This window comes from Streptomyces sp. NBC_01478, from assembly GCF_036227225.1.
GTDB lineage: Bacteria > Actinomycetota > Actinomycetes > Streptomycetales > Streptomycetaceae > Streptomyces.
In genome coordinates, this window is sequence record NZ_CP109444.1 from 5,723,844 (window position 1) to 5,741,896 (window position 18,053).

Annotated in this window: 20 protein-coding genes; 13 read left to right on the forward strand and 7 right to left on the reverse strand. The window is 71.2% G+C overall.

Annotation, left to right across the window (positions count from 1 at the left end):
- Positions 1-2 precede the first annotated feature (2 nt).
- Both OG223_RS25825 and OG223_RS25830 read left to right on the forward strand, forming a co-directional pair.
- A complete protein-coding gene (locus OG223_RS25825; RefSeq protein WP_329253145.1) occupies positions 3-1,394 on the forward strand; it encodes an alpha/beta hydrolase-fold protein in 1,392 nt (463 codons plus the stop codon).
- 94 nt (positions 1,395-1,488) lie between these two features.
- Positions 1,489-2,457, forward strand: coding sequence for a cytochrome c oxidase assembly protein (locus OG223_RS25830; RefSeq protein ID WP_329253149.1), 969 nt, complete (start codon positions 1,489-1,491; stop codon positions 2,455-2,457).
- Positions 2,458-2,464: 7 nt separating this feature from the next.
- Here OG223_RS25830 and OG223_RS25835 read toward each other — a convergent pair whose 3' ends face one another.
- Complete coding sequence (locus tag OG223_RS25835) at positions 2,465-3,073, reverse strand: TetR/AcrR family transcriptional regulator (RefSeq protein ID WP_329253152.1); 609 nt, start codon at positions 3,071-3,073, stop codon at positions 2,465-2,467.
- A 109-nt stretch (positions 3,074-3,182) separates the two neighbouring features.
- On the opposite strand from OG223_RS25835, the gene OG223_RS25840 reads away from it, so the two are divergent.
- Both OG223_RS25840 and OG223_RS25845 read left to right on the forward strand, forming a co-directional pair.
- Positions 3,183-3,986 (forward strand): SDR family oxidoreductase, encoded by an 804-nt coding sequence (locus OG223_RS25840; protein ID WP_329253155.1) that lies wholly within the window; start codon positions 3,183-3,185, stop codon positions 3,984-3,986.
- The gene (locus OG223_RS25845) at positions 3,983-4,864 is read left to right on the forward strand and encodes a haloalkane dehalogenase (protein ID WP_329253158.1); all 882 of its coding nucleotides are present in this window, start codon (positions 3,983-3,985) and stop codon (positions 4,862-4,864) included. The genes OG223_RS25840 and OG223_RS25845 overlap by 4 nt, the downstream gene beginning before the upstream one ends.
- Positions 4,865-4,883: 19 nt before the next feature.
- Here OG223_RS25845 and OG223_RS25850 read toward each other — a convergent pair whose 3' ends face one another.
- The 4 genes from OG223_RS25850 to OG223_RS25865 form a co-directional block, all read right to left on the reverse strand.
- Positions 4,884-6,653, reverse strand: coding sequence for a copper resistance CopC/CopD family protein (locus tag OG223_RS25850; protein ID WP_329253161.1), 1,770 nt, complete (start codon positions 6,651-6,653; stop codon positions 4,884-4,886).
- Between the two features lie 191 nt (positions 6,654-6,844).
- Positions 6,845-7,621 carry an SDR family NAD(P)-dependent oxidoreductase gene (locus OG223_RS25855; RefSeq protein WP_329253164.1) on the reverse strand — a complete coding sequence of 259 codons (777 nt, stop codon included), beginning with the start codon at positions 7,619-7,621 and terminating at the stop codon, positions 6,845-6,847.
- Positions 7,609-8,091 carry a cupin domain-containing protein gene (locus OG223_RS25860; RefSeq protein ID WP_329253167.1) on the reverse strand — a complete coding sequence of 161 codons (483 nt, stop codon included), beginning with the start codon at positions 8,089-8,091 and terminating at the stop codon, positions 7,609-7,611. The genes OG223_RS25855 and OG223_RS25860 overlap by 13 nt, the downstream gene beginning before the upstream one ends.
- Positions 8,092-8,109: 18 nt before the next feature.
- The gene (locus OG223_RS25865; protein WP_329253170.1) at positions 8,110-10,803 is read right to left on the reverse strand and encodes a GNAT family N-acetyltransferase; all 2,694 of its coding nucleotides are present in this window, start codon (positions 10,801-10,803) and stop codon (positions 8,110-8,112) included.
- A 119-nt stretch (positions 10,804-10,922) separates the two neighbouring features.
- Between OG223_RS25865 and OG223_RS25870 the strand changes: the two genes are divergently transcribed.
- The 6 genes from OG223_RS25870 to OG223_RS25895 all read left to right on the forward strand — a co-directional run bounded on the left by OG223_RS25870 (position 10,923) and on the right by OG223_RS25895 (position 14,115).
- The gene (locus tag OG223_RS25870) at positions 10,923-11,636 is read left to right on the forward strand and encodes a siderophore-interacting protein (RefSeq protein WP_329253172.1); all 714 of its coding nucleotides are present in this window, start codon (positions 10,923-10,925) and stop codon (positions 11,634-11,636) included.
- Between the two features lie 37 nt (positions 11,637-11,673).
- Positions 11,674-12,108, forward strand: coding sequence for a hypothetical protein (locus OG223_RS25875; protein ID WP_329253176.1), 435 nt, complete (start codon positions 11,674-11,676; stop codon positions 12,106-12,108).
- 73 nt (positions 12,109-12,181) lie between these two features.
- Positions 12,182-12,787, forward strand: a complete 606-nt coding sequence (locus OG223_RS25880) for an HhH-GPD-type base excision DNA repair protein (protein WP_329253179.1) — start codon at positions 12,182-12,184, stop codon at positions 12,785-12,787.
- A gap of 79 nt (positions 12,788-12,866) precedes the next feature.
- Complete coding sequence (locus tag OG223_RS25885; protein ID WP_329253182.1) at positions 12,867-13,526, forward strand: HdeD family acid-resistance protein; 660 nt, start codon at positions 12,867-12,869, stop codon at positions 13,524-13,526.
- A gap of 78 nt (positions 13,527-13,604) precedes the next feature.
- Positions 13,605-13,937 carry a hypothetical protein gene (locus OG223_RS25890; RefSeq protein ID WP_329253184.1) on the forward strand — a complete coding sequence of 111 codons (333 nt, stop codon included), beginning with the start codon at positions 13,605-13,607 and terminating at the stop codon, positions 13,935-13,937.
- 55 nt (positions 13,938-13,992) lie between these two features.
- A complete protein-coding gene (locus OG223_RS25895) occupies positions 13,993-14,115 on the forward strand; it encodes a hypothetical protein (RefSeq protein ID WP_329253187.1) in 123 nt (40 codons plus the stop codon).
- Between the two features lie 24 nt (positions 14,116-14,139).
- Here OG223_RS25895 and OG223_RS25900 read toward each other — a convergent pair whose 3' ends face one another.
- Positions 14,140-15,651 (reverse strand): helicase HerA-like domain-containing protein, encoded by a 1,512-nt coding sequence (locus tag OG223_RS25900; protein ID WP_329253190.1) that lies wholly within the window; start codon positions 15,649-15,651, stop codon positions 14,140-14,142.
- Positions 15,652-15,756: 105 nt separating this feature from the next.
- On the opposite strand from OG223_RS25900, the gene OG223_RS25905 reads away from it, so the two are divergent.
- Positions 15,757-16,053 (forward strand): type II toxin-antitoxin system VapB family antitoxin, encoded by a 297-nt coding sequence (locus OG223_RS25905; RefSeq protein ID WP_003999914.1) that lies wholly within the window; start codon positions 15,757-15,759, stop codon positions 16,051-16,053.
- Positions 16,054-16,202: 149 nt separating this feature from the next.
- Complete coding sequence (locus tag OG223_RS25910) at positions 16,203-16,838, forward strand: LytR C-terminal domain-containing protein (protein WP_329265467.1); 636 nt, start codon at positions 16,203-16,205, stop codon at positions 16,836-16,838.
- 156 nt (positions 16,839-16,994) lie between these two features.
- On the opposite strand, the gene upp is transcribed toward OG223_RS25910, so the two are convergent.
- On the reverse strand, positions 16,995-17,630 hold the full coding sequence (gene upp, locus OG223_RS25915; RefSeq protein WP_200691015.1) for a uracil phosphoribosyltransferase: 636 nt from the start codon (positions 17,628-17,630) through the stop codon (positions 16,995-16,997).
- 148 nt (positions 17,631-17,778) lie between these two features.
- Here upp and OG223_RS25920 point away from each other — a divergent pair, with 148 nt between their 5' ends.
- Entirely contained in the window at positions 17,779-17,973 is a 195-nt protein-coding gene (locus OG223_RS25920; protein WP_329253195.1) for a hypothetical protein, read from the forward strand.
- Positions 17,974-18,053 lie beyond the last annotated feature (80 nt).

An 18,053-nucleotide genomic window follows, 5' to 3' on the forward strand; every position in this document is an offset into this window, starting at 1 on the left:
TCATGGACAGGCGTAGGTTCATGGCCGGTACCGCGACCGCGACGGCGGGGGCCCTGGCGGTGTTCGGCAGCGCGACCCCCAGCTCGGCGCAGGAGGCGAGCGGGACGGGCGCGACCGGCTCGGACGGAGACCATGTGAAGGGTCTCACCGCCATCACCCAGGTCTTCGGAGCCGGGCAGAAGCTCGTCGCCGTGGCGGTCGAGTACGACAGAGAGATCGACGGCCGGACGCTGTCGACGTCGACGTTCACGGTCACCGACCGCACCGTGACCAAGGTCTACACGAACCGCACCGCCGACCTCGACGAGCAGGCGCGGTACGGCCGTTACGTCATCGTCGAGCTGTCCACCGACGACACGGCGGCGGCCCTGTGGGTGACCCAGCAGGGCGGCGGGACCCCGCCCACCGGCGGCACGGGCGGTACGGGCGACTCCGACGGCGGGGTCGGGGCGGGCGGCCCGAAGGTGGGCGACACCACCCCCGGCGGGACCATCGTGGCCGCGAAGGCGACGCTCACGCAGGCCGGCGCGGTCACCACGGCCCACGGCACCCAGTACCCCGCGAGCACCACGGCGCTGACCACCGACGCCGTGAAGAACCTGATCGTCGACGACTTCCAGCAGTTCACCTTCGCCGACCCCGCGACCGGCCAGACGCTGAACTACAACCTGTTCGTGCCCGAGCACTACAACCCGCGCAAGAGCTACCCGCTGGTGCTGTTCATGCACGACGCGAGCGTGGTCAACGTCGCGACCGAGGGCCCGCTGGTGCAGGGCCTGGGCGCGGTGTGCTGGGCGAGCCCGGAGGACCAGGCCCGGCACGAGGCCTTCGTGCTCGCCCCCGAGTACGGCTCCGTCGTGATCGACGACGACTACCTGCCGTCGACGCTCTTCGACGCCACCGCCAACCTCGTCGAGTCCGTGACGCAGCAGTACAGCATCGACCCCGACCGCCGTTATACGACGGGTCAGTCGATGGGCGCGATGATGTCGCTCGGCCTGAACATCAAGTACCCGGACCTGTTCGCGGCGGCGTTCATCGTCGCCGGGCAGTGGCCGGAGGCGCAGGCCGCGCCGCTGGCGAAGAAGGACCTGTGGATCCTGGTCTCCGCCGACGACACCAAGGCCTACCCCGGCGAACAGGCCATCGCCGCGGTCATCCAGGAGCAGGGCACGCAGGTCGGCACCGCGCTGTGGGACGGGCAGTCCACCGCCGCCGAGTTCGCGGCCGACGTCCGCGCCATGAAAGCCCAGCGGACGCCGGTGAACTTCGCCGCGTTCGAGACCGGCACGACCGTACCGACCGGCTCGACGACCAGTGCGCACATGGGCACCTGGCAGATCGCGTACACGATCCCCGGGATCCGGGACTGGATCATGCGGCAGTCGCTGTAAGGGTGCCCGGCCACGGGGGCGGGTCCCGGCCGCGGCACTCGGCGGCATAGAGTGCTGCGGCAGATCCGGCAGGCGTGGGTGGAGGTAGATCGCGATGGAGAACCCGCCGCAGCTCACCATGGGACGGCTGTTCTCCTCCTGGCAGGCGGACGTTCCCGCGCTGCTGGTCGTCGTACTCCTCGGCGGCCTGTACGGCTGGGGCGTCCTGCGGCTGAGGCGGCGCGGCGAGAGCTGGCCGGTGGCGCGGACCGCCGCGTTCGCGGTGCTCGGGCTCGGCACGCTCGTCATCGCCACGATGTCGGCGCTGGCCGTGTACGACCGCGTGCTGTTCTGGCCGGCCGCCGTCCAGAACGTCCTCCTCGACCTGATCGCCCCGCTCGGCCTGGCCCTGGGCGATCCGCTGCGGCTGGCCCTGCGCGCCCTGCCCGAACGCGGGGCGGCGCGCGCGCAGGGAGTGCTCACCGGCCGCCTGGTCCGGCTGTTCACCTTCCCCCTGGTCAGCACGGCCCTGGTGCTGACCACGGAACTCACGATCTACTTCACGCCGTACTTCGAGACGGCGTTGGCCAACAACTGGCTGCACCAGCTCATGTACCTCCAACTGCTGCTCGCCGGGAGCCTGTTCGTCCTCCCGGTGCTCACCCGCGAGGAGGCACTGCCCGCCTGGTGCACCCACCCGGTGCGGGCGGGCCTGGTGTTCGTCGACGGGATCATCGACGCGGTACCGGGCATCGTGGTGATGACCCACGGCACGCTAATCGCCGGCTCCTGGTACCTCGCCCACTCCCCGTCCTGGGCCCCTGACGTGCAGCACGACCAACAGCTCGGCGGCGGTGCGATGGTCGGCATCGCCGAGCTGGTCGCCGTCCCCTTCCTGCTCGCGATCCTGGTCCAGTGGGCCCGCACGGAACGCGCGGAGACGGTCGCGCTGGACCGGCGGCTGGACACGGAACTGGAGCGGGCGACACCCGCGGAAGCTGCGGTGGACGGGCCGGAACTCGTCCGCCCCTGGTGGGAGACCGAGAACAGCGAGGTCGCGCAGCGCATCCGGGGACAGCGGTAGGCGTTCCTCACGCCACTGTGAGGCTGTCCAACTCCCTTATCAGCCGGGCCCCTTCACGGGTCATGATCTCCGGATCGCGCAGGGCGTTCGAGAGCAACGACATGCCCTGGTAGGCACTGACGAGGGTCAGCGCGAGCCCCTCGGGATCGGCCGCGCCGAGCAGCCGGTACTGCTGCTCCACCCAGTCCACCAACCGCCGTATGACCTGCCCCGCGGCGAGATCGAGCCCACCCTCGTACCGCTTGTCCAGCTCTACGGCGAGGGTGCCCATGGGGCAGCCGTGGCGGGCCGCGATGTCCTTCTGCTCGACCCAGCCGCCGATCAGTGCCTTGAGGCGTTCGCGCGGGTCGGGCAGCTCGTCGAGCCGGGCGGTCAGGGTCTCCAGGGAGCCGGTGTGCTCGGAGAGGGCCGCCTCGATCAGCTCGTCCTTGGTCTTGAAGTAGTAGTAGACGTTGCCCGTCGGGACGTCGGCGGCGCGGGCGATGTCGGCGATGGTCGTGCGCTCCACGCCCTGCTCGTGCAGGACCCGGGCGGTGGCGGTGGTCAGCCGCTGCCGCTTGCCGACGGCGGCGGGCCGGTCGGTCCTGTCGGGCCGGGAATCCTTTGAGTCAGTCATCCGACTAACTATAGACAACGGGCGGGGTGATCGTGCTAGCGTCCTTCCCGACAGAGTTAGTCAGTCAACTAACTCACTTGCTTGCACATACGGCGACGGGGGTATCGAGATGATCGTGGTGACGGGTGCGACCGGGAACGTGGGGCGGACGCTGGTGCGGATCCTCACGGAGGGCCGGGTCCCGGTGACGGCGGTGGCCCGAAACATCGGCGGGCCGGGGACGGTGGCCGGTGACCTGGGCGAACCTGAGAGTCTGCGAGGTGTGTTCGAAGGCGCCGAGGCGCTGTTCCTGCTGGTGGCGGGCGAGCGGCCGTACGACGTCCTGGACCTGGCCAAGTCCGCCGGTGTCCGCAGGGTGGTCCTGCTGTCCTCGCAGGGCGCGGGGACCCGCCCGGAGGCGTACGCGCATCCCCGCCGATTCGAGGCGGCCGTACGGGAGTCGGGGCTGGACTGGACGATCCTGCGGTCGGGAGGCCTGGACAGCAACGCGTTCGCCTGGGCCGAGTCGATCCGCGCGGAGCGCACGGCGGCGGCGCCGTTCGGTGACGTGGGCCTGCCGTTCGTGGACCCCGACGACGTGGCGGCGGTCGCCGCGGCTGTGCTGCGCGAGGACGCGCACGCTGGCGCGACCTACACCCTGACCGGCCCCGCGCCGACGACACCGCGGGCGCGGGCGGCGGCGATAGCGGCGGCACTGGGCGAGGAGGTGGCCTTCACGGAACAGTCCCGTGCGGAGGCCCACGAGTCGATGGCCCGGTTCATGCCGCTGCCCGTGGTCGAGGGCACGCTGGCCGTCCTGGGCGAACCGACCGAGGAGGAGCGGCGGGTGAGCCCCGATGCGGAGCGGGTGCTGGGCCGGGCACCGGGCACCTTCGCGTCCTGGGCGCGGCGCAACGCGGCGGCCTTCCGGTGACGGCCTCGCAGGTGACGCGGGTCCTCGACTCGACCATCTCCCACCGGGAGTCCGGCACCGGAGCACCGATCGTCTTCCTGCACGGCAACCCGACCTCGTCGCACCTGTGGCGGAACGTCCTGCCGGGGGTGACGTCCGGGCGCCTGCTGGCACCCGACCTCATCGGCATGGGCGCGTCGGGCAAGCCCGCCATCGCCTACGACTTCGCCGACCAAGCCCGTTATCTGGACGCGTGGTTCGACGCGCTCGGGCTGCGGGACGTGGTGCTGGTCGGGCACGACTGGGGCGGCGCCCTGGCCTTCGACTGGGCCGCGCGCCATCCGGACCGGGTGCGGGGCATCGCGTTCACCGAGACCATCGTCAAGCCGATGAGCTGGGAGGAGTTCCCGGAAGGGGGCCGGGAGCTGTTCCGGGCGATCAAGACGGCCGGCGTCGGCGAGGCCATGATCCTCGACGAGAACGCCTTCATCGAACAGGCTCTCCCCGCCGCCTCCGCGACCCCGCTCACCCCGGCCGACCTCGCCGTCTACCGCGAGCCGTACCCGACCCGGGAGAGCCGCCGCCCCCTCCTGCGCTGGGCCCGCTCGATGCCCCTGGGCGGCGAACCGGCCGACGTCGTCAGCAGGATCGAGGCGTACGACCGCTGGCTCAAGTCCAGCGCGGACGTACCGAAGTTGCTGCTCACGTTCGCGCCCGGGCCGGGGGCGATGATGCACGAGGGGGTCATCTCCTGGTGCGCGGCCAACATCGCCGGGCTGGAGACCGAGCACTCCGACGCCGTGGCCGGCCATCACACACCGGAGGACCGGCCGGAGGTGATCGCCGCGGCGATATCGGCGTGGGTGGAGCGCCACCAACTCGTCGCGGACACGGCATGACATGCGGCGTGCAGGGCGCCTACCGAACGATCCGCACGTTCCGGGACACACTCACCTGATCCACATCCGTCGTCCTGACCGTGACCTTCATCGTCCACGTCCCGGCGATCGGCAGGTTGAGGGTGTTGGTCCCCCAATAGCCGCCCTCGTCCTTGACCTTGGCGTCGAGGGGGCCGATCTTCTGGGCGGGGAGGGTGAAGGAGAGGCGCAGTTCGGGGACGGTGGCGAAGCCGCCGTCGGGGCCGTAGACGACCGCCTCGACCGAGTTCAGGCCCACGCGTCCGGGGTCGAGGGTGATCTGCACCTTGCCGCCCGCGTTGCCGACCTTGAAGGGGACCATGGTGACGGACGCCGCCGGGATGCCGGCCGCTGTCGCGGTCTGCTGCGCGTCCGCCGCCGCCCGGCCCGGGAGGGTGTTGGTCAGCAAGGTGGTGATCACCAACACCACGACACCGACGCCGACTTCGAACAGCACGGAGAGACGCAGACCGCGCCGATACCGGTCCCGCCCCTGGGAACCGTCACCGGAGTCCGGGACGCCCTCGCCGTCGGCGGCACAATCACCGTCGCCCTCAGGAGGGGAGACCGTCGCCCCCGTCCGTACCAACTCCGGTACGGGGAGCCGCACTTCCGACTCCACCAGCCGTCCCGTCCACTGCCGCGACCACCCCGCCACCACGAGCAGCAGCACCACCGCGCCGAGTTTCACGAGCAGGATGCGGCCGTACGACGTGCCGGTCAGGGCGTTCCAGGAGCCGAGGCCGCGCCAGGACTGGTAGACGCCGGTGACGACGAGCACGGTCACGGAGGCGAAGGCGAGGCGGGAGAAGCGGGCCACCGGGGCCGCGTCGAGGGCCGGTGAGCGGTAGAGGACGGTGAGCAGGGCCGTCAGGCCGCCCAGCCACACCGACATCGCGAGCAGATGCAGCACCGCCGACGTCATCGCCACCGGCACCTGGATCCCGGCGGACGCGTGCTCCGCCGACGCCCAGGTCAGCGCCAGCCCAACGGCCAGGGCGGCACCCGTCCCCAAGGCCACCCGTCCGAACCGCTCCCGCCCCCGAAGTCGTAGGAGGAAGACGGCTGTTGCGGCGAGGAGCAGGAGGCGGGCCGCGAGTGCCAGGCCGGGGCGGGTCGCCAGGGTTTTGGGGAGGGCGGAGGGTTCGAAGGCCGTGGCCAGGCCGGTGCCCGCCTCGTAGGGGGCCCGGAGGACGAGCAGGGCCAGCGTGGCCGCCAGCAGGGTCCACCAGCCCATCCGGATCGGCTTGTTGAGGACGGACGGGTCCGGGGGGCGGCACAGGGTGACGAAGGCGGCCGTGCCGATGAGGAGGGCCGCGGCGATGTACGCGAAGTAGCGGGCTATGTCGTACAGGCTGCCCGTCAGCGGCTCCTCGGTCGGGGCCGTGTTGACGGGGGTGGTGGTGGCGGAGGGTTTGCCGATCGAGAAGGTGAAGGCGCCCGAGACCGGGTGGCTGTCGGCCGAGACCACGCGCCAGGCGACGGTGAAGGTGCCGGTGCCCAGTTTGGCGGGGAGTGTCACGCTCGCCGTGTCGCCCGCGTCCTGCGCGTGGTGCGCCGAACTCGTCTTCACCCGCCGGTTGTCGGGGTCGTAGACGCGGAAGGAGTCGTCGAGCAGGGCGACGGACTCGGAGAAGGTCAGGGTGAGGGTGCGGGGGGCGGACTTGAGGACGCTTCCGTCGGCAGGGTCGGTGGATTCGAGGGCGGCGTGCGCGGACGCGGTGCCCGCGGTGCCGAGGAGGAGCAGGACCAGCACGGTGCCCAGCAGCACCAGCCCTTGAACTCCTCGCCGGCCGGCCCGGCCGACGTGTCCGCCGCCTCCGCCTCCGCCGCCTCCGTCGTATCCAAGACCCTGTCCCTCATTCCGTCGTCGGCGCACGTCACATCTCCGTCTTCGGACATTCCGGCCCACGGTCAGGTACGTCGGCCTCCGGTTATGTACGGAGGAAGCACACGTCCCGCTCACCATGCCGGCCGCGCCGTCATGCCGCCGTCGACGACCAGGTCGTGCCCGGTGACCCAGGAGGCGAGGCGCGAAGCCAGGAACACGCACGCGTCCCCGACCTCCTCCGGCCGGCCCAGCCGCCCCGTCGGCGCCGCCTCCTGCCATCTCCGCACGCCGTCCGGCCAGGCCTCCGCCAGCCCCTCCCGGTCGATCAGACCGGGCGAGACCGTGTTGACGCGGATGCCGTACGGGCCGTACTCCAGGGCCGCCGACCGCGCGTGCATGACCACGGCCGCCTTGGACGCGCAGTAGTGCGCGTGCAGCGCGGCCGGGGCGCCAGCCTCGATCGACGCGATGTGCGTCACCGTGCCGCCGCCCTGCTCCCTCATGGCCTCGGCCGCCGCCTGGGTGCACGCGAAGACGCTCGTCAGGTTGGTGTCGACGACCGCCCGCCAGTCCGCAGCCGTCATCCCGTCCAGGGGCTGCGTCGGCTGCACACCCGCGTTGTTGACCAGCGCGGTCAGCCGTCCACCGCCCCATTCGGCCGCCTCGCGGACCAGTCCGCGGCAGGCGTCCTCGTCGGTCAGATCGGCTTGCAGTACGACGGCTCGGGCCCCCAACTCCCTTACGCGCGCGGCGACTTCACCGGCCGCCTGCACCGCCGTACGACAGTGGACCGCGACCCCCGCCGCCCCCTCCTCGGCGAACCGCAGCGCGATGCCCCGGCCGATGCCCCCGCTCGCACCCGTGACCAGGGCGAACTGCCCTTCCAGCAGGCGGCTCACGAGCGGCACAGCCCGGTGATGCGGGCGGCCTCGGACGGGTCGCGGGCGTAGCGAACGCTCAACTCGCCTGCCTCGCCGTGCTCGTAGCCCTCGTAGGTGAACCCGGGTGCCATCGTGCAGCCGAAGAACGTCCACGCGCCGTCCGCCACCACCCGCGCCCCCATCCACGTACCGCCGGGCACGGTGAACTGGAGGTGCTGGCCGTGCAGGACGTCCGGGCCGAGGACCGCCGTGCGCGTGCTGCCGTCGGGGGCGAGGAGGAGGAGTTCGAGCGGGTCGCCGAGGTAGAAGTGCCAGACCTCGTCGCCGGGCAGGCGGTGCAGCGCGGAGTAGTCGGGCGCTGTCAGCAGGGCGACGATCGCCGTGCCCTCCGGGCGGCCGTCCGGGCGCAGCGGGCCCGCCCAGGTCCGGCGGAACAGTCCGCCCTCGCGGGGGATCGGCTCCAGGCCGTAGTGGGCGACGAGGTCTTCTGGGGTCACTCCGGTCACCTCGGCAGGCTACGGGAAGGCCACCTCGCGAGGGAGAAACGCCAGTTGAGCGCGCTTTTCGGGCAGGAAGACGTCCGGGATGTCGATCTCCGGCAGCACGACCTCCGGCCCCGCCACGAACCCCTGCCGCAGAAACCGCGCGATCGCCTTCTCGTTCCGCACATCCGGATCGACCACGATCCGACGCCGGTCCAGCACGACCAGGACGTACGACGCGAGGACCCCCATCACCGCCGCCGACCAGCCGGGCCGTTCGCCGTCCGGTCCGGCGGGTGCGAGGAGGAGGTGGATGCCGATGTCTCCGGGTGCCACGGCGTAGCAGTCGCCGACGCGGTCGGCGGCGGGCTCGTAGGTCTGGAGGAGGGCGATCGGTTCGTCGTCCCTGACCACCAGGTGGGCGTGGTGGGTGTCGAGGGTCTCCATGTGGGCGTAGATCTCGGCGACTTGGGCCCGGGTGAGGCCGTTCATGCCCCAGAAGGCGGCCCGTTCCTCGCTGACCCAGCGGTGGATGGTCTCCGCGTCGGCCACCGGGTCCAGGGGGAGGATGCGGACGGTGCCGAAGCCGGCGACGTTTTGTTCGTGGACCGGTTCGCGGGTGGGGATGTCGGGTTCGAGGCGGGTGAAGTCGGTGATCACCGGGACCAGATCTCCCTTGAGCCACAAGGGGAGTTGATCGCGGTGATGCGGCGAACCGGGCACCCCCGACGCCCCCAACGGCACCACCCACAGGCTGTCCTCCCGCCGGTTCAGGTCCCACACGAACCGGGCCGCCGGCCCCCGCGCGCTCAGGTCGGTGAGCCCGGGGACGGAAGAGGTGCACAGGACACAGTCGTGGTCGCCGGAGAGGCCGGGTTGTTCGCTGTACGTCGACTCCTCTGCCAACGCCCGCCAGGGAGCGAGGCGGTGGGTGTCGCCCCAGGCGCCCGCCGGTGCGGCGGCGACTTCCTCGACCGCCGCCCGCACGATCTCCGCCCGGTCGATCTCCGTCCGGTCGGTGCCGTACAACTCCCGTGCCCGCAGCAGGTGTTCGAGCGCGAAGGCGACACGCGGGAGCAACGCGAGCCACGGCAGGAACACCTCCGGGTACGCGGGCGGCTCGGCCAGCGCGGCGAACGCCGGGTGCGCCGCGAGCCGTCGTACGACCGCGCCGCGCACGGCCGCGAAGGCTGCGGCGTCGGTGCTGTCGGCGTCCATGCGGCGGTCCCAGGCCAACAGCTTGTCGCGGAGTACGCAGGCGGCGGGGGTGAGGTCGGTCAGGGCGGCCAGGTGGTCCAACAGGGGTGCGGCGGAGCCGAGTTGGGTGTCCATGTGGATCGCGGGCATGTCGGCGGCGGACCACCTCGCGCGCTCGGCGAGCAGTTCGGTGATGCGGTCGGCGCGGTGGGGCGGGGCGAACTCGACGCCGAGCGGGGCGGCCGGGCCGCGCTGGTTGGCCATGACGGCGATGCCGTCCTCGGTCAGTCCGGCGCGGGGCATCTCGTGCCAGCCGTGCCACTCGTGACCGGGTTCCCAGGCGGGGACCAGCCGGATGCGGTTGGCCTCGGCGCGCAACGGCACCCGGCCCGCGACCCGGTGCAGCAGTCCGCCCTCGGTGTCGGCGGCCTGGACGACGTTGACGGGTTCGACCCAGTCGTCGAACGCCCGGTCCACGTCGGCGACTTGGCGCGCGCGGAGGAGCGGGAGCAGGGCGGTGAAGCCGAGGTCTTCGGTGACGCGGGGCGGGTAGCGGAGGCTGACGGCGAGTGGCGGGACGCCGGGCGGCGCGGTGACTCCGCCGTCGAGCCCCTCCGGCCCGCCGATGACGACGGGCCCGCGCTCGGTCTCGATCACCTCGACCTCGACGGGCTCCTCCCCGGCCACCTCGACGAGCTCCGTGTGCCGGGCCGCGCGCCGCCAACCGCCGTCCGGGCCAAGGGCTTCGACACCGGCACCGGTACGGCGCAACCGTTCCCGGTACAGGTCCTGGTAGTCGGCCATGGCGTTGGTGATGGCCCAGGCGACCGTGCCGGTGTGCCCGAAGTGGGCGATGCCCGGGACACCGGGCACGGTGAGGCCGACGACGTCGAACTCCGGGCAGGAGAGGTGGACTTGCTGATAGACGCCGGGTTCCTCGATGAAGCGGTGCGGATCACCGGCGAGGACGGCCCGCCCGGTCGTGGTCCGCGCCCCGCTCACCAGCCAGCCGTTGCTGCCGGAGGTACCGGGCCCGTCGGCGGCGAACAGCCCGACCGCGTCCGGCCCGAGCCGCCGTATCGCCTCTTCACGCCACAGCTTGGCCGGGAACCCCGCGAAGAGGATGTGCGTGGCGAGCCAGACCCCGAGGGGAGTCCAGGGTTCCCAACGCCCGCGCGCGAGCCCGGACTTGGCGAACTCAGGAGCCGAAGTCCCGTTGTTGAGGCCTTCGTTGACGCCGTCGACGTACGACCGGACCCAGCGCGCGGTCTCCGGGTCCCGCCGCTCCAGGGCGGCGAAACAACGTCTCGCGGTGTCGTCGAGCCGGACCCGTCGGGCGAAGAGATCCCAGGGCAGGGCGGCGAGACCGAGAAGGGCGGCCGAGGTGCCCTGCGCCCGATGCCGTTCGACCTCCAACTGCCGGCCGCGGTCGAGGGCGGTGACGCGGCCCTGGACTCGGGCGAGTTCGTCGGCGCTGTCGGCGCGCAGGTGGGGGATTCCCCAGGCATCTCGGTAGATCTGGGTTGTCACCCTGCGACCTCTCTGTGTTGCGGCTCTGTGTTGAGTACGGCTCTGTGTTGCGGCTGTTTTTTAGGTTAGCCTTGCCTAAGTTACTCGTGGGGAAAGCGTACGCGAAGGGTGAAGAGGCGATGGTGCAGGGGCGCGGTTGGGAGGGCGCGGTACTCAAACTGCTGCGCGCGAAGGACTTCGAGTTCACCGTGACGAGGGCCGAGGACGTCACCCCGCACTACCGCCGCCTCCGCCTCACCGACGGCGGCATGCTCGCGGCGACCGGCGTCCACCCGACGATGTGGGTCCGCCTCTGGTTCGACAACGCCGGCAGGCCGCACCAGCGGGCGTACACCCTGGTCGACCCCGATCCGGCGGCCGGCACGTTCGGCCTCGAATTCGCCCTGCACGAGGGCAGCGCGAGCGACTGGGCCCGCGCCGCGAAGCCCGGCGACACGATCGAGGCGACGGTCCAGGGCACGGGCTTCGAGGCGCCCACCCCAACCCCGTCGCACCTCTTCGCGATCGGCGACCCGGCGTCCCTCCCGGCCATCAACTCCCTGCTGGGGTCGGTCGGTTCGACGGTCCCGGCGACGATCTGGTTCGAGAACGCCACCGAGGGCCTGCCGTTCCGCACGGACCCGCCGCTGCACGAGGTCCGCCACCTCTCCAGGGGCCAACTCGCCGAGCGGGTACGGACGGAACTCCCGGACCTCCTGAAGACCACCCCCGACCCGTACGTCTGGATCACCTGCGACACGGCCACGACGCGAGGGCTGTCGTCGTACGTGCGCAGGGAGTTGGGCGTACGACGGGAACGGGTGCACGCGCTGGGGTACTGGCGGCCGACCTGAGGCCGACCCCCGTACGGGGAAGGAGCATGATTGATTCATGCCAAAGGGGCGGATACGCGCGGTCGTCGGCTATGCCGCGCTCACCTTGCTGTGCGTGGCGGCGACAGCGGCGGCCGTGTCGATGAGCATCGCGACGCTGAACCTGTCGGGGAACGCCGTGGAGGTCCGGTTCGCCGAGTGCCACCAAGAGTCGGTGAAGAGCGGCACCGAAACCGTATGCAGCGGTCCGGTGCAGCACACCACGCACGCGCGCACCGCAGAGGTCGCCTACAAGGGCCACGTGGGCGAGACCGTCAGGGCCGCACGGACTCTCTGGGGAGGCTACGAACCGGTCAAGACGGACTTCGTCTCATGGGGCATCTGGATCCTGTTCCCCGTACTGCCGCTCTTCGGGACAGCGGGCGCGGGGGCGCTCACGGTCAGGGAACTGCGCCGGGCAAGGCAACCAGCCGCTGCCGATGAAGCCTTGTGAGTTTCCGCTGCCGGTGCCGGACCACCCATTGATCCGGAAGGCACCCCGCTCCCATCCGCGCCATCATCGACCCATGGACGTCACCCTTCACCTCGCCCAGGACCCCGACGCCGACGCGCTCCTCGGCCGTTCCCCGCTCGCCGCGCTGGTCGGGATGTTGCTCGATCAGCAGGTGCCGATGGAGTGGGCGTTCAAGGGGCCGCGGACGATCGCCGACCGGCTCGGGGCCGATGATCTGGACGCGCACGAGATCGCGGCCCGGGATCCCGAGGACTTCGCCTCGCTGCTCTCCGAGAAGCCGGCCGTGCACCGGTACCCGGGGTCCATGGCCAAGCGGATCCAGCAGTTGTGCCAGTACGTCGTCGAGCACTACGACGGGGACGCGAGCGGTGTCTGGGACGGCGTCGGCACCGGGGCCGAGCTGCTCAAGCGGCTGGAGGCGCTGCCCGGGTTCGGGAAGCAGAAGGCGCAGATCTTTCTCGCCCTGCTCGGCAAGCAGCTCGGGGTCCAGCCGAAGGGCTGGCGCGAGGCCGCCGGGGCCTATGGCGAGGCGAAGTCCTACCGCTCCGTCGCCGACATCACCGGGCCCGAGTCGCTCACCAAGGTCCGCGCCCACAAGCAGGAGATGAAGGCCGCCGCGAAAGCGGACAAGGCGGCGAAGGCCACCGGCGGCAAGTAACCCCGGCACCGAACAACCCCGTCAGCCAGGTGGCCCGTCCCCGGTGGCGGGTCCGCAGGACCCGGTCAAAACATGGACCATGACCGAGGCACCGAGCGGCCCCTTGGGCCCGGAGTACGACGACCGCAGCGTCCACGACAGCCGGCGTCAACACCGGCCGCCACGCGAAGAGGAATTCGAAGGGCCCCTGTTCGCCCTCTCCAAAGCCGCCTGGCAGGTCGTCCTGCTCACCGGCGTCGCCTCTCTCGTCCTGGGCGTGCTGGTCCTGGTCTGGCCCGGCGCGTCCCTCTTCGCGGCCGGCATCCTCTTCGGTCTCTACCTCCTGATCAGCGGCGTCTTCCAGTTGGTCGCCGCCTTCGGCACCCACCGGGCGACCTCGCTGCGCGTACTCGCGTTCATCAGCGGCGCGCTGTCGATCGTGCTGGGCCTGTTCTGCTTCCGCGGGCCGATGCAGTCGATCCTGCTGCTCGCCCTGTGGATCGGCATCGGCTGGCTGATCCGGGGCATCACCCAGACCCTGGCCGCCATCCACGACGGGACCATGCCCGCGCGCGGCTGGCAGATCTTCCTCGGGATCGTCACCTTCGTCGCCGGCATCGTGCTGATCGACTCGCCGTTCCGCTCGGTCGCCGTCCTCACCCTCGTCTGCGGCATCTGGCTGGTCGCGGTCGGCGTCGTGGAGATCATCACCGGCGTCCGGATGAGGAGCCTCGCCAAGAAGGTGCCCACGGCCCTGTGAGCCTCGTTGGTAGGCCGTGCGGGCGGTTTCCCCGCCCGCCGCGATGAACTCCGTACGCCCGCTGGGAGAAGACCTTCCATGAGCACGAGGGTGAGCCCCGCACGACACCTCCCCCGCAGCCGCGCCTGGCTGCGGGCCCTCGTGCTGCTGCTCGCCCTGCTCGTCCCGGGCACCGACGCCCAGATGCGCGCGACGCCGGTCGCGGCGTCCGCCGAGACGACCGTCGAGTACGACGTCCTCGATACGGCCGCTGCCCTACGGCCCGTCTCCCTCACCGTCCACCGGCCCACCGTGCCCCTGCGGCCCGCGCCCGCCCCGGCATCCCCTGCACCCCGGGTCCGCTCCTTCCCCGCGCCGCCCCGGCCCCCGTACACCCTCCGCTCCCTGCGCACCGTGGTCCTGCGCTGCTGACGGACCGACCGCCCCCCCCAGGTCAATCCGTCGGTACGACGCCAGGAGCACAGCCATGCCCATCGACCCGTACGCGGTCCTGCGCGCCCTGTTGCGCGCGGAGGCCGTCCGCAACGCGCCCAAGCCGGAGGTCCGCCGACCCGAGCCGCAGCGGCCCCCGGAGGGACACAAGCGCTGACCCGCCGGACGTACGGCCCGGTGGTTAGCGCTTCCGCCGGGCCGTGCCGAACAGGGAGCGGGTGATCTCTCGGCCGATCTGGGTGCCGACGGAACGCGCCAGGGACTTGAACATCCCGCTGCCTACGACCTGTTGGACCATCGACTCGTCCTCCTTGGCCGGAGACTTCTTCGCGGCCGCCTTCGGTGTCTCCTGCGGCTGCGGACGGGACGTCAGCTTCTCGTATGCCGACTCGCGGTCCACAGCCTGTGCGTAACGGCCGTAGAGAGATGAGGACTTGACCGCCAGGTCGAGGGTTGCCGCGTCGATCGGGCCCATCAGGGACTCGGGGGCGCGGAGGCGGGTGACGGCGACCGGGGTCGGGGCGCCGTTCTCGCTCAGGACCGTGACCACCGCCTCGCCCGTGCCCAGGCCCGTCAGGATCTCCTCCAGGTCGTAGGAGGAGTTCGGGAAGGTCTTGACCGTCGCCTTCAACGCCTTCTGGTCGTCCGGGGTGAAGGCGCGGAGCGCGTGCTGGACGCGGTTACCGAGCTGGGCCAGGACGTCGCCGGGTACGTCCTTCGGGGTCTGCGTCACGAAGAAGACGCCGACCCCTTTCGAGCGAATCAGGCGGACGGTCTGCGTGATCGAGTCCAGGAAGGCCTTGGAGGCGTCGTTGAAGAGCAGATGCGCCTCGTCGAAGAAGAAGACGAGCTTCGGCTTCTCGGCGTCGCCGACCTCCGGGAGGTCGTGGAAGAGGTCGGCCAGCAGCCACATCAGGAAGGTCGAGAAGAGCTGCGGTTTGTCCTGGACGGCAGGGAGTTCGAGGACCGAGACCATGCCCCGGCCGTCGGTCGCCGTGCGCAGCAGCTCGCTCGTGTCGAACTCGGGCTCGCCGAAGAAGTCGGCCATGCCCTGCGCCTCGAAGGCGGTGAGGGAGCGCAGGATCACGCCGGCCGTGGCGGTGGACAGACCGCCGATGTTCTTCAGTTCCGGCTTGCCCTCGTCCGAGGTCAGGAAGGTGACGACCGCCCGCAGGTCCTTGAGGTCGATCAGCTCCAGGCCCTTGGTGTCGGCGTAGTGGAAGATCAGGCCGAGGGACTGTTCCTGGGTCTGGTTGAGCTGGAGGACCTTGGAGAGCAGCACCGGGCCGAAGCCGGTGATCGTGGCCCGGACCGGGATGCCGTGGCCGATGCCGCCCAGGGCGTAGAACTCGGCGGGGAATCCGGTCGCCGTCCACTGTTGACGGACCTCCGACGCCCTCCCCCGCACCTTGTCGTTCGCCACTCCCGGCGCCGAGATGCCCGACACATCGCCCTTCACGTCCGCGAGGAACACCGGCACGCCCTGTGCCGAGAGCTGCTCGGCGATGAGCTGGAGCGTCTTGGTCTTGCCGGTGCCGGTGGCGCCCGCGACCAGGCCGTGGCGGTTGAGCATGGGGAGGGGGATGCGGATCTGCGCGTCGGGCAGCGGGGCACCGTCCCACAGCAGGGCCCCGAGGTCGAGTGCGGGTCCTGTGAAGGCGTAGCCCGCGGCGATCGACTCGCTGTCACTCATATCAGACCCCTGTTCCCTTTTTGCCCTTCTTTGCCCCATCTTTTCCAGCGTCGCACTCCGTCTCCATGGCTGCGCCCGGAACGTCATGACCGGTAGGCTTTCCGTGTGATCTTCAAGCGCATCGGAAACGGCCGGCCGTACCCCGACCACGGCCGGGAGAGCACCCGGCAGTGGGCGGATGTCGCGCCGCGCCCGGTCCGCCTCGATCAGCTCGTGACGACCAAGGGCCAGCTCGACCTCGAAACCCTTCTCGCCGAGGACTCGACCTTCTACGGCGACCTCTTCGCGCACGTCGTGAAGTGGCAGGGCGACCTGTACCTGGAGGACGGCCTGCACCGCGCGGTCCGCGCGGCGTTGCAGCAGCGCCAGGTGCTCCACGCGCGCGTGCTCGAGCTGGACTGAGTCGCGCCTTCGGCGAGCCGCGGACGGCTGCCTTCCGGTAAACCGTTCGCCCTTTCGGGTTGGTCTCGGCGCTGTCGAATGATCATCTAGTAGGCATCGCCGCCCGGGCGCACTACGCTGCGCTCATGAGCATGCTGACTCCCCCAGGCATGGGCGGCCAGTACCGGATCACGGGGGACAAATACCCGCGCATGCGCCGTCCGCGGCGCCGTGGGCGGCTCGTCCTCATGATGGTCGCGTCCGTCGCCGTCGTGGGTGTGGGCGGGTGGGGCACGTTGCAGCTCATCGACGTCTTCACCGGTGGCGGCAAGCAGGCCTCGGCCGCCGGTTCCAAGGCCGCCTGCGTGTCCAAGGCCAGCCCCTCGGCGAGTGCGAGCGCGAGCACGGACGCCGCCGTGCCCAAGCCGGCCCAGATCACCGTGAACGTCTACAACGCCACGCCCCGCAGCGGCCTCGCCAAGTCGACCGCCGACGAGCTGAAGAAGCGCGGCTTCCGGATCGGCGACGTGGGCAACGCGTCCGCGCAGTGGGACAAGAAGGTCAAGGGCACCGGCGTACTGCTCGGCCCCGCCGCCTCGCTCGACACCTCGCTGCCCGTCCTCGCCACCCAGCTCACCGGCGCCGAGCGCCGCACCGAGGCCACCCGCAAGGGCGCCACCGTCGACCTGATCATCGGCACCGCGTTCAAGAACCTCACGGCGAAGGCCGCCGCCGACAAGGCCCTGGCCGCGCTGAGCGGGCCCGCCGCACCGACCGCCAGTGCGTCACCGAAGGCGTGCTCGTAGCCGTACGGGAGCAGCCGTAGGACACCGCACGCGCGCACCCGTACGGCAGGCAAGAGCCGTACGGGAATCGGGTGTTGATCCGTCCGGTGTCGAACTGCCGGACGGTGAGCGGGTGTCGAGCGGACCGGTGTCCATCGGCCGGACGGCGAGCGGGTGTTACTCCGCCGCGCCGTACAGCCGGTCGCCGGCGTCGCCCAGGCCCGGGACGATGTAGCCGTGTTCGTTCAGGCGCTCGTCGACCGAGGCCGTCACGACCGTCACCGGGGTGCCCGCGAGCTCGCGCTCCATGACCTCGACGCCCTCGGGGGCGGCGAGCAGCACCACGGCCGTCACGTCGTCGGCGCCGCGCTTGATCAGCTCGCGGATCGCGGCGACCAGGGTGCCGCCGGTGGCCAGCATCGGGTCCAGGACGTACACCTGGCGGCCCGAGAGGTCCTCCGGCATGCGTGTGGCGTACGTGGAGGCCTGGAGGGTCTCCTCGTTGCGCACCATGCCCATGAAGCCGACCTCGGCGGAGGGCAGCAGCCGGACCATGCCGTCCAGCATGCCGAGGCCCGCCCGCAGGATCGGCACCACCAGCGGGCGCGGGTAGGACAGCTTGACGCCGGTGGTCGAGGCGACCGGCGTCGTGATGTCGACCTGTTCGGTGCGCACGTCGCGCGTGGCCTCGTAGGCGAGCAGGGTGACCAGCTCGTCGGCCAGGCGGCGGAAGGTCGCGGAATCGGTGCGCTGGTCGCGCAGCGTGGTGAGCTTGTGGGCGACCAAGGGGTGGTCGACGACGTGGAGACGCATGTCCACAACAGTAGCCGGGCCCCGCGGCTGCCGCGGCCCCGCTCCGACCGGCCGCGACAACGGCCCCACCGGCCGCGATTCCACCCGCACTGGCATCAAACCGCCCGTCCGGGGGAAAGTGGGAGGGACGGAACGGGGTGGTGCACCGATGCCTGACCGTGAGTCCCACGAGGACCCGTCACAGCGGAACAGCCGGGAAACCGACGCCGAGCGCAAGAAGCGCCGGGACCGGTTCCTGCGCGATCTGGCCGAGGCCCGCGAGCTGCGCGACCGGGTCCAGCCCCGGCGCGCCAAGACCGCCAAGCTGCGCCACGCCATGCGTATGCGCACGTTCCGCTGGTAGTTGAGGCCTGTCTCACAGCACTTTGTAAGCCCAACCGGGTGCGTGTGCACGGCGATCGCCGCGTACGATCCCGCTGGTGG

Bases quoted from the DNA above. Each gene is read 5' to 3' on its own strand.
- OG223_RS25825 (WP_329253145.1), top strand. From the start codon at position 3: ATGGACAGGCGTAGGTTCATGGCCGGTACCGCGACCGCGACGGCGGGG.
- OG223_RS25830 (WP_329253149.1), top strand. From the start codon at position 1,489: ATGGAGAACCCGCCGCAGCTCACCATGGGACGGCTGTTCTCCTCCTGG.
- OG223_RS25835 (WP_329253152.1), bottom strand. From the start codon at position 3,073: ATGACTGACTCAAAGGATTCCCGGCCCGACAGGACCGACCGGCCCGCC.
- OG223_RS25840 (WP_329253155.1), top strand. From the start codon at position 3,183: ATGATCGTGGTGACGGGTGCGACCGGGAACGTGGGGCGGACGCTGGTG.
- OG223_RS25870 (WP_329253172.1), top strand. From the start codon at position 10,923: ATGGTGCAGGGGCGCGGTTGGGAGGGCGCGGTACTCAAACTGCTGCGC.
- OG223_RS25875 (WP_329253176.1), top strand. From the start codon at position 11,674: ATGCCAAAGGGGCGGATACGCGCGGTCGTCGGCTATGCCGCGCTCACC.
- OG223_RS25880 (WP_329253179.1), top strand. From the start codon at position 12,182: ATGGACGTCACCCTTCACCTCGCCCAGGACCCCGACGCCGACGCGCTC.
- OG223_RS25885 (WP_329253182.1), top strand. From the start codon at position 12,867: ATGACCGAGGCACCGAGCGGCCCCTTGGGCCCGGAGTACGACGACCGC.
- OG223_RS25890 (WP_329253184.1), top strand. From the start codon at position 13,605: ATGAGCACGAGGGTGAGCCCCGCACGACACCTCCCCCGCAGCCGCGCC.
- OG223_RS25895 (WP_329253187.1), top strand. From the start codon at position 13,993: ATGCCCATCGACCCGTACGCGGTCCTGCGCGCCCTGTTGCGCGCGGAG.
- OG223_RS25900 (WP_329253190.1), bottom strand. From the start codon at position 15,651: ATGAGTGACAGCGAGTCGATCGCCGCGGGCTACGCCTTCACAGGACCC.
- OG223_RS25910 (WP_329265467.1), top strand. From the start codon at position 16,203: ATGGGCGGCCAGTACCGGATCACGGGGGACAAATACCCGCGCATGCGC.
- upp (WP_200691015.1), bottom strand. From the start codon at position 17,630: ATGCGTCTCCACGTCGTCGACCACCCCTTGGTCGCCCACAAGCTCACC.
- OG223_RS25920 (WP_329253195.1), top strand. From the start codon at position 17,779: ATGCCTGACCGTGAGTCCCACGAGGACCCGTCACAGCGGAACAGCCGG.